Raw genomic sequence first — 15,362 nt, forward strand, 5'->3', positions numbered from 1 at the left:
GCGAGACGGATTCGTCATATCAGGCCATCAGTGTCGCCCGCGCGTGAGATTCAGCGGCGTGAACATCCGCTCGGATCCTGCGATGTGGCGGAATCCGTAGTGCTCGTAGAATCGCGTGGCGTTTTCGGTGGCGGGATCGACGACCAACGCCCTCGCGCCGATGATGTCCGCCGCGCCCATCGCACGAAGCACGGCGTCGCGCAGCAGCTGTCCGCCGACGTGCATGGTCTGGAACCGCATGTCGACCCCGAGCATGCCGAGCAGGATGACCGGTACGGGATCGGGACTGTTGCGTCGGATCCACCCCGGTGTCGACTCGTGATCCACGCTGAACGCGCTCAGCGTGTAAAAGCCGGCCAGCGGTCCATGACCGGTGTCAGGTCCATGCTCTGGTGCCGACACCGCAAAGGTGCCGTACGCGACGGCCGTCCCCTGTTTTCGTGCCGTGCGCAGGTGCTTATGGAGCCAGTCGTCGACGACCGGGACGCCGCATTGGAATCCGTCGACATCGTCTTCCGGCGTCAGTCTGCGGGGCTTGGTGAAGCCTGTCATTTCCAGATGGGCTCCTCCTGCAGCAGTCGGACCAGTTGATCGGGCATCGGATCATCCAGCGCGGCGACGAAATCGTTCCATGATTCATCGCTCAGGCGGAGCACATGCGCCTCCCGGATGTCGCGGTCCGCCGCGTCCATCAGATTCGACAGCGCCCACTGCGAGGCGCTCATCCCCTGCAGTTCGGCTGCCTGATCGATGCGCGACCGCTGTTCCTGACTCAGGCGCATCTCGAAGCGGCTGTTCTTGTTCGCCGATTGCGTTGGCGTTGTTGTCTCCATATCGTCAACTGTACGGCAAATGTCCGTACTTTTCAATGGGTAGGGGATGCGGATTCACCGTATTGTGACGGGTATCTCTCACTTACACATCCTTTAGCGAGAGATACCCCGTCCTGATATGACGAATCCGTCTCGCCGGGCAGCCTCCCCGCGAGACGGATTCGTCATATCAGGCCTCGGATGGCCCGCGAACGTCAATCGCCCGCGGTCCACGGGCCGCGGCTCACGCGCCGCGACAGGCGTCACTCGCTCACGTCGAGGGCGAGGAGGTCATCGACGCTCTGGCGGCGCAGCATGAGGTGCGGGCCATCCTCGCTCACGGCCACGACCGCGGGGATCAGGGCCTGATTGTAGTTGCTGGCCATCGTGCGGCCGTATGCGCCGGTGACGGGCACGGCGAGGATGTCGCCGCGATGCGTGTCGGCGGGCAGCCGCACCTCGTGCACGACGATGTCGCCGGACTCGCAGTGCATGCCGACCACGCGGGCGAGCATCGTCTCATCCGATCCGCGGCGGTTCGCGAGCCGGGCGGTGTAGTCGGCGCCGTACAGGGCCGGGCGGATGTTGTCGCTCATGCCGCCGTCGACGGAGACATACACGCGCTCCGAGATCGGATTGCCGGCCTTGTCGGTCGGCTGCTTGCCGTCGTGCGCGCTCAGCGTGACGGGCTTGACCGTGCCCACGCGATACAGCGTGACTCCGGCGGGCGCGACGATCCATCGGCCCGGCTCGAAGCTGATCGCGGGAGCGGGCATGCCGAGCGCACGGTTGACGGCCGTGACCGCGTCCGCGAGACGCTTCAGCTCGACGCGCACGTCCATCGAGTCCTCGCCGTCGGTGTACGCGACGGAGTAGCCGCCGCCCAGATCGACCTCGGGCAGCGTGTAGGCGTCGGTCGCATAGAAGGTCTTGCGCAGGAGCATCATGCGCTTGGCGGCCTGGATGAACGCGTCGGCGTCGTGGATGTTCGAGCCGATGTGCGAGTGGATGCCGACCAGCTCGAGCGTGTCGTCATGGGCGAGGATGTCCTTCAACACCGCGAGCGCGGGGCCGTCGGCCACCGTGCTCATCGCGGCGGCGAGCGCCCGGTCCTTCTCGGAGACCTCCTCGTGGCTCAGGTCGTACGGGTATTTGACGTCGTAGCGCAGCTGGCGTTCGTGGGCCGCTGCGGACGCGGCATCGCCCTTCTCGGCGAGTCGCGCGTTGGTCGCGGCGGGGGTCACGTCGTTCAAATCGTCGAGCACGTCGAGGACGGACGTATCCGCATCGGCGGGCAGGAACGGCACGCCGAACTTCTGGTCCTCGTGCGCGGTGGAGATGTACTCGTGGCCGCCGGCGTGGATGCCGGAGGTGACGCGCAGCATCACCTTGGCACGCTTGCCGAGTCGCTTGGCGATCGCGGCGATGCGTTCCGGCTCGTCGGGCGAGTCGATGACGATCTTCGCGAAGCCCTGTTCGACGGCGAGCTCGATCTCCTCGTCGGACTTGTTGTTGCCGTGCAGCACGAGGCGACGGCCGGGGGCGCCGGCGGCGAGGGCGATGCGCATCTCCCCCATCGAGCAGGTGTCGACGAGCATGCCGGCGGAGGTGACGATGCGCACGATCTCCTTGGAGAGGAACGCCTTGCCGGCGAAGCTCACATGCGTGGTGGAGTTGCTGAACGCGTCGGCGGCGGCCTTGACGAAGTACTTCGCGCGGTTGTCGACCTCGTCGGTGTCGATCAGGTAGAGCGGCGAGCCGAACTCGTCGATCAGCGATTCGGCGGTGCGCCCGTGGAACAGGGCGGCGCCGGTCACGGGGTCGACGCTCGAGGCGGCCGGCCAGATGGGGGTGATGGGCATGATGCGATTCTCCTTATATCCTCACATCTTTTCCGGCGCGGTGACGCCGAGCAGGTCGAGACCGGAGGCGATGACCAGACGCACGGCGTCGTTGAGCTTCAGGCGCGCGGCGGCGCGGGCCGGCTCCGGGGCCTTGGCGATGCGCAGGGTCTCGCGCTCGTCCTCGCTGCCACGCGACTCGAGGTCGGTGAGCTCCATCGGCACGACGCGCTCGACGTTGTACCACTTGTGGTACGCGGCGGCGAGGTCCTCGAGGTAGCGGGCCACGCGGTGCGGGGCGCGCTTGTCGCCGGCCTCCTTGACGACGGCCGGCCACTGGGCGATCGCGGCGAGCACCTCGCCGTCGGCCTCGGTGTCGAGCAGCGCGAGGTCGGCGCCCTCGTAGGTCACGCCCGCGGCCTCGGCGTTGCGGTCCACGTTGCAGGAGCGCGCGTGCGCGTACTGCACGTAGTACACCGGGTTGTCGTTGGAATGGGAGGCGAGCAGGTTCAGGTCGATGTCGACCGGCGAGTTGTAGTCGGTGCGCGCGAGCGAGTAGCGGGACGCGTCCACGCCGATCGCGTCGACGAGGTCGTCGATGGTGACGACGTTGCCGGCGCGCTTGGACATGCGCACGGCCTTGCCGTCCTTCATCACGTTGACGAGCTGGCCGATGAGGATCTGCATGTTCTCGCCCGGCTTGTCGCCGAACGCCTCGCACATCGCCATCATGCGGCCGATGTAGCCGTGATGGTCGGCGCCGAGCATGTAGATCGCGACGTCGGCCGGATCGGTGTCGCGATGACGCTTGTTCCAGTAGTACGCGATGTCGGCGGCGAAGTACGCGAACTCGCCGTTCGACTTGATGATCACGCGGTCCTTGTCGTCGCCGTGGTTCGTGGACGCGAACCAGGTGGCGCCGTCCTTCTCGTAGATGTCGCCGCGATCGCGCAGCACGGCGATCGCCTTGTCGACCTCGCCGTCCTGGTAGAGGCTGTTCTCGTGGAACCACACGTCGAAGTGAACGCGGAAGTCCTTCATCGACTTGCGGATCTCGTCGAACATCATCGGCACGGCGCGCTTGCGGAATTCCTCGCGCAGCTCGGAATCGGACTCGCCGATCGGCTCGCCGTCGGTGTTGAGTCCCTGATCCTCGTGGCTCAGGGCGGTCAGGTCGACGCCGTCGGCCTTGGCCTCGGCCTCGACGCGGCGGGCGATCTCGTCGATGTACGCGCCCTTGTAGCCGTCGAACGGGGTCTCGGTCTGGTAGCCCTTATCGCCGAGGTCGTTGTCGTGCGCCCAGGCGGAGACGAGGGACTTGGCGAAGCGGTTGATCTGCTCGCCGTGGTCGTTGAAGTAGTATTCGCGTACGACCTTGGCGCCGTTGGCCTCGAGCACGCGGGCCATCGCGTCGCCGGTGGCGGCCCAGCGGGTGCCGCCGATGTGGATCGGACCGGTCGGGTTGGCGGAGACGAACTCGAGGTTCAGGGTCTCGCCGCCCAAGTGCGCGTTGCGACCGAACGCGGAGACGGCCGCGCCGACCGTGGAATCGGTCTTCGGGGCTTCGAGGACCTGGTCCACGACGGCCGCGGCGGAGGCGGAGTCGAGGGTGATGTTGATGAAGCCGGGGCCGGCGACCTCGACCTTGGAGATGCCGTCGGCGGCGGTGAGCTCGGCGGCGAACAGTTCGGCGAAGTCGCGCGGCTTCATGCCGGCCTTCTTGGCGAGCTGCATCGCGGCGTTCGACGCCCAGTCGCCGTGGGCGCGGTCCTTCGGACGCATCACGGCGAATTTGGCGACCGGGGGGATGAGATCTTCGGTGAGGTCGCCGGCCTTTCCGGCGGCGACAAGCTCGTGGGCAATACGCGAAATGAGTTCGCTCAACGCTTCAGGATTCATTCTTACCATGGTACCGGGCGCGCTGACAGGGGTTTCGAGCCACCCATTACCGCCCGCCTCAGCCCACCTGAGCCCACCATCACCTACCTCAACCCGTCATCGCCCACCTCAGCCCGTCATCGCCCACCTCAGCCCGTCATCACCCACCTCAACCCGTCATCACCCACCTCAGCCCATCATCACCCGCATCAGCCCATCATCACCCACCTCAGTCCACCATCACCTACCTCAACCCGTCATCGCCCACCTGAGTCCACCTCAGCGCAACAAATTCCCGAAATCACCCCCAACTTCCCGAGATTGTTGCACTGACCGCGAGTGAGCGCAACAATTTCCCGAAATCACCCTTGATTCCGCGAAATTGTTGCACTGATTCCGGCTCAGCGCAACAAATTCGGGAAATCAGGGATCATCTCGGGAAATTGTTGCGCCGAAGAATGGGGAATTATCGACTCGGCAGTGCCGATGTTCCGTGTCAAAGTCCAGTACCGAAGTTCAGAGCCGCAGTTCAGAACCGAAGTTACCGAAGTTCAGTACCGAAGTTACCGAAGTTCCGTGCCGAAGTTCAGTGCCGAGATTCCGCTGACGCCGCTGTCACCGCTGACGCCGATGACGTTCCAACAGGTGATAGCCGAGATAGCACAGGGCGACGAACGGGATCATGTAGTACAGCGTCGTGCGCTGGGTGTCGTCGAGGGCGACGAGGACCAACGCGCCGATGCACATCGCGATCGCCAGCCACGGCAGGACCGGGAATCCGGGGGCCCGATAGCCGAGCTCGTCAGGCGTATGCCCGGCATCACGCCATTCGCGGCGGAAGCGGATGTGGCACACGCACACCGAGAACCACACGACCAGAGTCGCCAATCCCGAGACCGCGACGAGCACGAGGTAGACGGTCGATGCGGCGACGACCGACGAGAGCAGTGCGAGCAGCGATCCGGCCATCGAGAACAATACGGCCCACACGGGCACGCCGTGGAAGTTGGTCTTCGCGAACCGGGCCGGGATCAGCCGCTCCTTGGCGAGCGACCACACCATGCGCGAGCACACGTACAGGCCGGAGTTCGCGGCCGAAAGCACGGCGGTCAGCACCACGAAGTTCATCACGTCGCCGGCGAACGGCATGCCGATCGACTGGAAGACAAGCACGAACGGGCTGGTGTCGACGCCCGACTCGTGCCACGGGATCAGGGCGGCCATCACGCCGATCGAACCGATGAAGAAGATCGCGAGACGCAATACGGTCGTGTGCACGGCCTTCGGGATCGCCTTGGACGGGTCGCGGGTCTCGCCGGCCGCGACGCCGACGACCTCGGTGCCGGAGAACGCGAACACGACGGTCAGCAGGGTGGAGAAGACCGGCGCGAAGCCGTTCGGGAACCAGCCGTCGGCCACGAAGTTGCCGAACAAGGGGGCCGAATCGTAGCCAGCGATCGGAATCGCCCCGAAGATCGCCAACAGGCCGATCACGATGAACGCGACGATCGCGAACACCTTGATCGACGCGAACCAGAACTCCGCTTCGCCGTAGAGTCGCACGGACAGGATGTTCAATACGAAGACGACCGCGATGAACACGGCCGACCACACCCAGGTGGGCGACCCCGGGAACCAGCGTTGCATCAGAAGCCCCGCGGCGGTGAACTCGCTGGCGAGCGCGACCGCCCAGTTGAGCCAGTAGAGGACCGCGATCACGAACGCGGTGCCGGGGCCGATGAACCGCTTCGCGTACATGTGGAAGCTGCCGGCGTACGGCATCGCGACGGACAGCTCGCCCAATGAGACCATCACGCAGTACACGAGCAGCGAGCCGACCGCGTAGGCGAGGATCGCGCCGAGGGGGCCGGCCTGATGGATCGTGTAGCCGGAGGAGACGAACAGTCCGGTGCCGATCACGCCACCCAACGAGATCATCGTCAGGTGACGCGACTCCATGCGGCGTTCGAGACCGGTGCGGGCGACGTCGCCCCCGTTTGCGTCCTTGCCTGTGCCGGCGTCGGTCATGGTGCTCCTTCCGTACGTCATCCGTGCGATGACGTACGTCATGATAGCAACGGGGCGACGCCGGCTCGAATCAGTTCGGGAGATTCACAGGACAGGATTCACAGGACAGGATTCACAGGACGGCGATCGCGTCGATCTCGACAAGCGCGCCCTTGGGGATGTCGTTGCCGCCGAACGCGACGCGGGCCGGCTTGACGGAGCCAATGAAGACCTCGGCGTAGCGGGCGTCGACCTCCTTGAAGTCCTCGACGTTCTTCAGGTAGATCGTCGCGCGGCACACGTGCTCGATGCCGGTGCCGGCGGTGTCGAGGATGTGCTTGATGTTCTTCAGGGCCTGCGCGGCCTGCTCGCCGGCGGTGTCGCCCGCCAGTTCGCCGGTGGCCGGATCGATGCCCAGCTGGCCGGACACGAACACGAAGCCGTTGGCCTTGACCGCCTGGCTGTACGCGCCCAATGCGGCCGGCGCCTCGGAGGTCGCGACCGCTTCCATCTTCTCGCTCATATGCGCTCCTTATTCCATGTGTGGGATATATCGGTCGTCGGATATATCGGCCATCGGATATATCGGTCCTGACGGCCTAGACCGTCACTTCCGCCATGCCGAGAACCGGGACCTGACTATGGCGTACGTTTCCCGAGGCTAACCATGGTCGGACCACACGAACCGTACGTTACCCGACACAGTAGCGTACGTTCGTTGCGGTGTATGGGCCGATGACCACGTTTTGCGTACCCTGAACGTTGACCGGACATCATACCTGTCGTCTCCATTACCGTGTGGCGTACGTTCCCGGTGGCCATTCAGCCGACAACCTCCGGGAACGTACGGTGAAACGACGTCAGAGTACGTTCCATCGGCCTATCCGACTGATCTTCCGGGGAAACGTACTGTGAGCAGAGGTCAGAGTACGTTTCCCCGGATCGGCGGATGAATAACCCCGGGGAACGTACGCTGAGCCACAATCAACGTACGTTCCACGGGGCCAAGGTTCCCGACCTGTGGGAGACGGGAACGAGGGGAGGTCGGACCGAGGATGGGTGAGTCAGACCGGGAAGGTCAGACATAGGTGGCGCAGACCAGAGTTAGTCAGACCACGGTAGTCAAGCCTAGGTAGTTAAACCTCAGTAGTCAGACCGAGGCCGGATGTCAGTTACCTGATGTGAACCCGCGGAGACGTTTGAGACCCTCGTCACTGACGCGGATCATGTGGCGGTCCACGGTCCTGACCACTTTGCGGGCGTTACCGCCGAGGATGCCGTCGGCGCCGAGGCTCAATGTCGTGTTGCCCTTACGGTAGTCGTCGCTCACGCCGGCGAACACCGGGATGTTGTCCCGGCGGGCGCGGGCAAGGACCGCGAGATTGATGCGGTCGCCGCGCATGACGACGAAGCTCGCGTCCTTGGGCCAGTCGACCGGGGTCCCCGGCACCGGGCTCACGCACTTGCCGACCGACCAGTCGGGGTGGCGCTTGTGAATCAGCGAGATCGCACGGTCGGACGTGGACATGAGCATCGTGCGGTCGGCGAACCTTGCGTCCTCGATGCGGGACATCACCGCGTCGGTGAGGGCCGGCGCGTGACGGTCGTCGGTCTTCAGATGCAGCAGCAGACCGGTGTGGTCGTTGACGTGCTGCGCGGTTTCGATGGCCTGCACGAGGGTCGGGATGTGGAAGTCCTCATCGTGCTGTCGCATCGTCATGCGCTGCAGCTCGTCCGTGGTCAGGTCGCTGACCGGCACGTCGACGTGGTCGGCGGACAGTCGCCCGGTCTTGCGGTCATGGAAGACGACCGGGACTTTGTCGGCGTCGAGTCGCACGTCGATCTCGGAATAGTCGGCGCCGCGTGCGCCCGCGTTGGCGATCGCGTGCAGCGAGTTCTCGGGGGCGGAGTCGTCGCCGCGATGCACGATCGCGAGCGGACGGACCGTCCAGTCGGAGGAGGACGGGGTGGCGCCGGCGCGTTCGGCGACCGATCCGCCGGACCGGGACGCCGTGCCACCGGACGTGCCGGACGTACCAGCGGCACCGGTTGTGCCGGTTGTGCCGGTCGTGCCGGAGTCCACTCCCAAGATCGTATGGGCCGGCGCGACGATACCGGTGTCGCGTTCGCGCCGACGCAGGTTCGCCACCATCGCGACGCCGGTGATCAGCGAGAACGAGATCAACAGCACAACGAGCTGGATGAGCCAGTGGCGGCGGACCTGCGCACGGCTCCACACCTCGGTAGTTGCTCCGGTCGGCGTATCGACTGGCACCTCAGCCGACACGGTCGCGGCGGCAACCGTCGTGAGCGTATCCGCGGCCATGCCCGGCACACCCACGCCCGCCGAGGCCGACACGTCCACAGCCACATCCGACACACCCGCGGCCAGCTTCGCCTCCGTCATGCTCTCGCCGGTGATTCGCGGTTCACGGTTTTCGTTCGTCATCACACACCTCCTGACGCTTCCGCCGAAACGTCGTCGGCCGGTTCCGGCGCGTCCGACGATCCGGACTGTGGCTGAGCATCGCCCCGACCCCCATCGATCAGAGAGTGACCGGTCGCGGCGACTGATGGGAATCCGCTGGGATACGTTTCCGGCGGTTCACCATCCGTTCAGCTCATCGCAGCTCATTATGGGGCGTGACTCTGGTATCCGTCACGGTTTTCAAGGCATGTTCATGGGTTAATCAGGGTATTTTCAGGGTCCCCGCCAACCGTCCCCGAGCGGGCGGTAGGGGACGCGCGACGGAGAAAAATCACCCTTGGGGGCGCCGGCGGAGGCACGCATGATCGACCGGAATCAGGTGCGGCAATCGAGGAAAAAGCGATCAGCCGGCGTAGTAGCCCTCCGACTCGGCGCTCGCGCCATCGCCGTCGTACCCGGCGTCACCGTAACCGGCGTCGTACGAGCCGTCGCCCATGTACTCGCGCGCGCTCACACGGTTCACGTTGCGCGACTCGTCGACCGCGCGCTGGATGACGCGTCGCACGTCGAACCCGCGGACGACATTCTTCAGGACCAATTGGCCGCCGGACGACTGGTCGCGCGTCTCCAGCGTGATCGTCGACAGGCCGAACAGACGTTGCAACAGCGTGCGCGTGAGCGTCAGGTCGACGACGCGGAACAGCTTCGTCACGTCGTAGGTCTCGCGCAGAATGCCGGACTTGACCGCGATCTCGTCATTGGTCAACGTGTAGGTGGTGAAGGTGAAGGGCGTGCGGCACCAGTTGCGCTTGCGCTGCGACCAGATGATGTCGCCATCGGCCATGCTGTTGGACATCGGAGGTTCCTTTCGTTGAGGACCGATACGGTTCCTATCGTATCGGCCGACGAGGCCGAAGGGAACAGACGTGGCCGGCGAAAGGTGGGCACGAGACGCCCGAGAATGACGAAACCCCGGACGAATCCGGGGTTTCCGTGGCTCCTGCGGCTGGGCTTGAACCAGCGACCGTCCGATTAACAGTCGGATGCTCTGCCAACTGAGCTACGCAGGAATGCGCTTGTGCTCATGAACCGTGAACGGCTCTTGCGCACAAGTCATGTAGTGTACACACACTTCAGCGGAATGCAAATCGGGCCATCGCGTCACCGTGTCGCGCCGATAGACGGTGCCGACGGTCATGACCGGCGTGCGAGCGCCAACAGGCCTGACCCCCGTTTGCGTACGCCGAGTCCGATTCAGCGTACGTCCTCCGTGGCCATCCGATCATTGCCCCATGATTTCGTACGCCGACACGAGCTCAGCATACGAAATCACGGGGCATCGGGCGTCAACCCGCCGGGGACGGACACTGACACGGGGTCAGCGTACGTTCCCTGTGGGAAACCGGCACCAGCCCACGGTGTTCGTACACGGGCTGCATATAAAAAATGGATTGACGAACAGACCGTCAAGTCGACTCGATGAGGGGGCACTTGCGTTAGCAATGTCCCCGATTTGTCCCCGATGTACAGACAAGGCGGAACACAAGGGATTACACCCCTTGGAATTCCGCCATTTTCGTGGGCCCAAAGGGGATCGAACCCTCGACCTTCTGTTCCGGAGACAGACGCTCTATCCACTGAGCTACGGACCCATGCACCACACACGGAACACGCTACGAGTGCAACGCAACTCCCCTACTGTACACCACCTCCGCGCCCGGCGCACCTCACTTCGGACCTTTCTGCGTTATAAGGGGTACATTTCGCCCATCGCGGACATCTATCTCGCTTACGAGGGGTACCTGGTGCAAGTACAAACGCTTCGAAACGGCTTGCTTGTCACGAAGCTTAGCCGTTTTCATGTCCTATTACTCCGGCCAAGTACCCCTCATAAGCGAGATAGATGTCCGTGAACCATGAAAAGTACCCCTTGTAATGCAGAAAGCTCACAGAAAACTCGGCGAAGCCCTTCAAAACCGCCTTCAAAACCGCCCGTTCACCCCGTTTTCCGAGCGGCTGCCGCTACACTTGAGGTATGTCCGAGCCTGTGAACGATTTCGAGTACGAGCGTCGGTTCTTCTGCCGCGAGATGCCCGCCGAATACGATGACGGCGACACCCCCACGCTGATCCTGCAAAGCTATTACGTGCACGCCGACAACTACGCGTTGCGTGTCCGACTCAAATCGCACGACATCCGCGTCGCGATGACGCCCGATCTCGACCCGATGGACGTGCTCGAACACTACCGCGACCGGTTCTCCTCCGCGTACGTGACGGTCAAGGGACCGTCCGTGGGCGGCACACGCTATGAGATGGAGCACGCGATCGACACGCGCATCGCGACCGAGCTGGTGCAGCGCGGCGGCGCGCTCATCATCAAAAATCGTTATTCGGTGTGGATCGCTGAGGACGGCTGGAGCGTCGACGTGTTCGGCGGGGCGAACGCGCCGCTGGTCGTGGCCGAGGCGGAACGCGCCACCCCGGTCACGAACCTGACGATCCCGCGGTTCTGCATCACCGAGATCACCGACCAGCCGCGGTTCAACAACGACGGGCTGGCCGGACGTCCGTTCAGCGAGTGGCGGGACGACTTCGAACGGGAGCTCGCCGCGAACGGGCCGCACTTCCAGCCGTATTTCGGCACGAACCGGCGGATGGAGTAGGGATATAACTCCCCCCTATCCCCCCCAGCCAGCTTCGCTGACAGCCCCTCGTCAGGGGGCCACCGTCCCAGCGGAGATGATGACCCACAGCTGGCTGACAGCCAACTGGTCAGAGGAGAGCCCGAGAAGCTTTAGTACATGAGGGTCGCAAGGCGGCGGCGGGCGGCCTTGAGCCGTGCGTCGGACGCGTCGGGGATCGCGAAGTACTCGAGCAGACGCTTGCGCACCGGCTCGATGTCGGCCTTGTGTCCGGCGGCGACGAAGTCGAGCAGACGGTCGAAGGCGTCCTGGATCTGGCCGCCGATCATATCCACGTCGGCCACCGCGAGCTGCGCCTCGACGTCGTCGGGCGACGCGGCGGCCGCGGCGCGCACCTCGCGCACGTCAGCGTTCGCGGAACGGGCCAGCAGCAGCGCCTTGGAACGCTCACGCGCGGCGACCTTGTCGTTCGGATCGGACTCGAGCACCTGCGCGTAGGCCGCCGCGGCGCCCGCATAGTCGCCGGCCTGAGCCAGCTGGTACGCCTCCTGATGCTCCGGCGGCACGACGTTCGCGCCGGCGCCCGCCACACCCGCGCCATCGGCACCGGTTCCCGCGCCGTCGGCCCCGTCCGCGTTCGGGTCTCCCGAATACGGCGCCGTGCCGGTCACGCCGGACTGCTGCGCCATCGCGACGATCTTCGGCAGCACCTGATCCTTGATCTGGGCGAGCTCGTCGTCCGTGGCGATGCCCTGCAGCAACGGCATCGGACGGCCCGCGACCAGCGCGAACAGCGCCGGGGCACCCTGCACCTGCAGCGCCTGCGCGATCGAGGGGTAGGAGGCGATGTCGATACGCGACATCTGCACCTGCCCCTTCATCGCGTTGACCGCGTCGGCGAGCGCACGCGCCATCGGGAAGAGGCGGTCGTCGGTCGGGATCCACAGGAACAGCAGGATCGGGAACGTGGCGGAGGTCTGCACCATCGCCTGGAACGTGTTCTCGGTGGTGTCGATGACGTAGCCGCCGGCCGCGGGCGCACCGCCGGCCTGCCCCGGCTCCGCCTTCACCTGATGCGCCAGAGCCTCCAGATCGACGGCCCCCGCAAGCGAAACCCCGGGATTGAACTTCGGCTGATCAGCCATACCACGCCTCCACTGCTTCGAAACAACTCGATAATGCCGTCACTCATCTTAGTGACAGCGCGGAAGGACCCACGCCAATATCGCCGATCATGAAACGTTCATACGTTGTTTGCTTTGTCTGTAAATATCTGTCTGTGGGGCGTGGGGTGGAATCCGCGTTGCTCGACACACTCAAGGCCGTTCGGCCAAGCTCACGGTCGATCAACGCGGATTCCACCCCACGCCAAGTTCCGTACGAAACGCACGTTTACGAACCAAACGAGGAAGGGACCGTGATTCACGTTGCCGGACCGTAGGCTTGGCCGAACGGCCTTGAGTGTGTCCGGCAACGTGAATCACGGCCCCTTCCGGCCGATCACCCGATCACGAAACGCGCGGGCTACAGCGCCTCGACCTTGACGGCGTAGCGCTCGGCGCCGACGGCGGTGATCTTGGAGGCGTCCCCGGTGCCGCCTGCGGGCGGCACATACAGCGCGATGACGTTCACGTAGGTGACCTTCATCGTGCTGGTGGCCTTGCCGTCACCGAACAGCGCCTTCTCGTTGTTGTTGGCGGGAAGGGATTCGCGTCCTTCGCCGGCCTGTCGCGTCCACACCGAGTCGATGCGCGCGACGACGAGGTCGCCGCCGTCGGTGGAGCGCATGACCTTGAGCTGGTCCTTGGGCACGGTGAACGTCTGCTCCTGTGTGCCCTTGTTCGCCTCCATGCCCTGCTGGACGGTCTGGTCGAGGGTACGCAGCTCCTGGCGCAGCAGGTCGTCCTTGAACTTGGCGTTGTATTCGCTTTCCGAGTCCTTGTTGAGCAGGTCGGCGTACATCTCGACCGCCCTGGCCGGGGTGGCGACGAGCTTGGCGTCGTTCGCCGTGCCCATTTCGGTGCCGAGCTTGGGCACTTCGAACTTCGGCAGTTCGGCGCCCTGGAACAGTCGGGCGAGGCCCCACAGCTTGTAGTTCTGGCGCGGGGAGTCCTGCGTGAGGACAAGCAGTCGTTTGGACTGCTGGTCCTCGGTGGTGGTGGTGATCGTGAAGACGGTGCGCGGCCAGCCGTCGTCGGTCGGGATGACGGTCTGGGTCATGTCGTGCGGGATCGTGGCGAGCTTGTCGAGCGTGCCGGTGGCCTTGGCGACGGCGATCTGGCTGGAGCGGATCTCGAGTTCCGGCCCGGTGAGCCTGGCGGAGAGGCCGTCGGTGCTTTTCGCCTGATCGGAGGCGTCGAGCACGTCGAGGATGCTGGCGCGGATGCGCGCTTCCTGCTTGACGGTCAGGTCCGGCGCGTGCGTGGACGACGACGCGGCCGCGGGCTTCGGCACCTGACCCTCGCAGGCTGCGAGCGAGACGGTCATGCCGGCGGCGAGCGCGAGGGCGATCCCCCTCCTCGCGAGCTTCGCGAGTTTCGAGCGTTTCGTGGACTTCGTCATGTTCGTGATCATGGTCGTGTTCGTCATCAGCGGCCCTCCTGACCGTCGTCACCGCTCCCGCTCGCGTCGTCGTTCGGCGTCTCGCCGACCTCGCGCGCGAGTCGGGCGAAGTACGCCTGCAGCTCGTCCTGCGAGATGACGGAGGTGGCGCTGTCGTCGACCGGCGCCGGCTGCGGCGTTTCGGCCGCGGCGGCCGACGCCGTCGACGAGGCCGGCGCACCCGGCTCCGTCGGCGCGGAGACGCCCGCGTCCGCCGCACCGCCGGCGTGCTCCTTCGCGGCGTCGGCGACGAGGTTGCGCGACGACGGATCGACGACGACCGGGATCGACGACGACGTGTCCGTGCCGGCCGCGTGACGGCGGCGCGGACGCCCGCTCTTGGGCGTGAAGCTCGGTTTGATCGCGTTGAGGCTTCCTGTGAACGCCTCGGCGATGGTGACCTCCTCCTCGTTCGGCTTGACCGGCGCGCTTTCGACCATGCGCTTGCGGCGCTTGTGCGGCGGCATCGCGAAGACGGAGGCGGTCAGGATCGCGAGGACGGCGAGCAGACCACCGAGGAAGTACATCGGGGTCGCGTAGTCGGGCAGCGTCTGGCGCGTCCAGGTGAACTTGACGTCGGCATTGCCGGAGTCGGCGCCGAGGTCGATGAGCGCGACGTCGGTGATGGCCGAAGCGGTCGCCTTGATCGTGGCGGAACCGTCGCCGCATTGGACGGAGCGCCACATGTCGGAGTCGGCGAACGCGACGTCGTTCTCGCCGCTTTCGGCGCTGCCGCCGGCGCTCGTCGGCTGCGTGGACAGGGTGGTCCAGTCGGACAGTCCGGTCAGTCGCGTGTAGGGGTGACCGGCCAGCCAGCCGGTCGCGTCCTTGGATGCGGCGATCGCGATGCAGACGGTGCCGGAGCCGCCGTCGGCCTCGACCTTGACCTGATCGTCGACCAGTCCGAGCACGTCGGGATCGGTGACGATGTAGCGCGAGCCCGTCACCTTCGCGTCGGCGGTGATCGTGCGGCTCGGTTGCCAGATGGTGGCGTTGAGCAGTCCCAGCGCGACCGCCGCGACGGCGAGCAGGCCGAAGATCGGCGTGACCACGCCACGCATGATGACCGTGTGGCGCCTCGCCTTGCGTGCGGCGTCCTCCGCGCTTTCGGGTTCCTTCTTGCGTTTGGTAAGTCTCATAATATGGCCATT

Annotated in this window: 12 protein-coding genes and 2 tRNA genes; 1 reads left to right on the forward strand and 13 read right to left on the reverse strand. The window is 65.2% G+C overall.

The annotated features are described in order from the left end of the window. Positions 1-27: 27 nt before the first annotated feature. The 10 genes from CSQ85_RS08105 to CSQ85_RS08150 form a co-directional block, all read right to left on the reverse strand. Positions 28-558, reverse strand: a complete 531-nt coding sequence (locus CSQ85_RS08105; protein WP_150383647.1) for a GNAT family N-acetyltransferase — start codon at positions 556-558, stop codon at positions 28-30. Next, positions 549-833 (reverse strand): type II toxin-antitoxin system TacA family antitoxin, encoded by a 285-nt coding sequence (locus tag CSQ85_RS08110; RefSeq protein ID WP_223846912.1) that lies wholly within the window; start codon positions 831-833, stop codon positions 549-551. The genes CSQ85_RS08105 and CSQ85_RS08110 overlap by 10 nt, the downstream gene beginning before the upstream one ends. 242 nt (positions 834-1,075) lie before the next feature. After that, on the reverse strand, positions 1,076-2,674 hold the full coding sequence (locus CSQ85_RS08115) for a diaminopimelate decarboxylase family protein (protein ID WP_150383648.1): 1,599 nt from the start codon (positions 2,672-2,674) through the stop codon (positions 1,076-1,078). Between the two features lie 21 nt (positions 2,675-2,695). Beyond that, positions 2,696-4,552, reverse strand: coding sequence for an arginine--tRNA ligase (argS, locus tag CSQ85_RS08120; RefSeq protein WP_150383649.1), 1,857 nt, complete (start codon positions 4,550-4,552; stop codon positions 2,696-2,698). A gap of 594 nt (positions 4,553-5,146) precedes the next feature. Next, the gene (locus CSQ85_RS08125; RefSeq protein ID WP_150383650.1) at positions 5,147-6,559 is read right to left on the reverse strand and encodes an amino acid permease; all 1,413 of its coding nucleotides are present in this window, start codon (positions 6,557-6,559) and stop codon (positions 5,147-5,149) included. Between the two features lie 112 nt (positions 6,560-6,671). Next, positions 6,672-7,061: a Rid family detoxifying hydrolase gene (locus CSQ85_RS08130; protein WP_150383651.1), complete on the reverse strand. Its 390-nt coding sequence runs from the start codon at positions 7,059-7,061 to the stop codon at positions 6,672-6,674. Positions 7,062-7,706: 645 nt separating this feature from the next. Then, positions 7,707-8,987, reverse strand: a complete 1,281-nt coding sequence (locus CSQ85_RS08135) for a glycerophosphodiester phosphodiesterase family protein (RefSeq protein ID WP_150383652.1) — start codon at positions 8,985-8,987, stop codon at positions 7,707-7,709. Between the two features lie 382 nt (positions 8,988-9,369). Continuing rightward, on the reverse strand, positions 9,370-9,822 hold the full coding sequence (locus CSQ85_RS08140) for a PH domain-containing protein (RefSeq protein WP_150383653.1): 453 nt from the start codon (positions 9,820-9,822) through the stop codon (positions 9,370-9,372). A 138-nt stretch (positions 9,823-9,960) separates the two neighbouring features. Further along, a tRNA-Asn gene (locus CSQ85_RS08145) sits at positions 9,961-10,036 on the reverse strand. Positions 10,037-10,545: 509 nt separating this feature from the next. Further along, a tRNA-Arg gene (locus CSQ85_RS08150) sits at positions 10,546-10,618 on the reverse strand. 383 nt (positions 10,619-11,001) lie between these two features. Here CSQ85_RS08150 and CSQ85_RS08155 point away from each other — a divergent pair. After that, complete coding sequence (locus CSQ85_RS08155) at positions 11,002-11,631, forward strand: CYTH domain-containing protein (RefSeq protein WP_150383654.1); 630 nt, start codon at positions 11,002-11,004, stop codon at positions 11,629-11,631. 131 nt (positions 11,632-11,762) lie between these two features. On the opposite strand, the gene CSQ85_RS08160 is transcribed toward CSQ85_RS08155, so the two are convergent. The 3 genes from CSQ85_RS08160 to CSQ85_RS08170 form a co-directional block, all read right to left on the reverse strand. Further along, entirely contained in the window at positions 11,763-12,755 is a 993-nt protein-coding gene (locus CSQ85_RS08160) for a co-chaperone YbbN (protein WP_150383655.1), read from the reverse strand. Positions 12,756-13,134: 379 nt separating this feature from the next. Next, a complete protein-coding gene (locus CSQ85_RS08165) occupies positions 13,135-14,172 on the reverse strand; it encodes a hypothetical protein (RefSeq protein WP_395956673.1) in 1,038 nt (345 codons plus the stop codon). A 26-nt stretch (positions 14,173-14,198) separates the two neighbouring features. Further along, on the reverse strand, positions 14,199-15,350 hold the full coding sequence (locus CSQ85_RS08170; RefSeq protein ID WP_150383656.1) for a hypothetical protein: 1,152 nt from the start codon (positions 15,348-15,350) through the stop codon (positions 14,199-14,201). Positions 15,351-15,362: the final 12 nt, after the last annotated feature.

Source organism: Bifidobacterium rousetti (assembly GCF_008698235.1).
Lineage (GTDB): Bacteria > Actinomycetota > Actinomycetes > Actinomycetales > Bifidobacteriaceae > Bifidobacterium > Bifidobacterium rousetti.

Coding starts and splice junctions, on each gene's coding strand:
- CSQ85_RS08110 (WP_223846912.1), bottom strand. CDS start 833: ATGGAGACAACAACGCCAACGCAATCGGCGAACAAGAACAGCCGCTTC.
- CSQ85_RS08115 (WP_150383648.1), bottom strand. CDS start 2,674: ATGCCCATCACCCCCATCTGGCCGGCCGCCTCGAGCGTCGACCCCGTG.
- argS (WP_150383649.1), bottom strand. CDS start 4,552: ATGAATCCTGAAGCGTTGAGCGAACTCATTTCGCGTATTGCCCACGAG.
- CSQ85_RS08125 (WP_150383650.1), bottom strand. CDS start 6,559: ATGACCGACGCCGGCACAGGCAAGGACGCAAACGGGGGCGACGTCGCC.
- CSQ85_RS08130 (WP_150383651.1), bottom strand. CDS start 7,061: ATGAGCGAGAAGATGGAAGCGGTCGCGACCTCCGAGGCGCCGGCCGCA.
- CSQ85_RS08135 (WP_150383652.1), bottom strand. CDS start 8,987: ATGACGAACGAAAACCGTGAACCGCGAATCACCGGCGAGAGCATGACG.
- CSQ85_RS08140 (WP_150383653.1), bottom strand. CDS start 9,822: ATGTCCAACAGCATGGCCGATGGCGACATCATCTGGTCGCAGCGCAAG.
- CSQ85_RS08155 (WP_150383654.1), top strand. CDS start 11,002: ATGTCCGAGCCTGTGAACGATTTCGAGTACGAGCGTCGGTTCTTCTGC.
- CSQ85_RS08160 (WP_150383655.1), bottom strand. CDS start 12,755: ATGGCTGATCAGCCGAAGTTCAATCCCGGGGTTTCGCTTGCGGGGGCC.
- CSQ85_RS08165 (WP_395956673.1), bottom strand. CDS start 14,172: ATGACGAAGTCCACGAAACGCTCGAAACTCGCGAAGCTCGCGAGGAGG.
- CSQ85_RS08170 (WP_150383656.1), bottom strand. CDS start 15,350: ATGAGACTTACCAAACGCAAGAAGGAACCCGAAAGCGCGGAGGACGCC.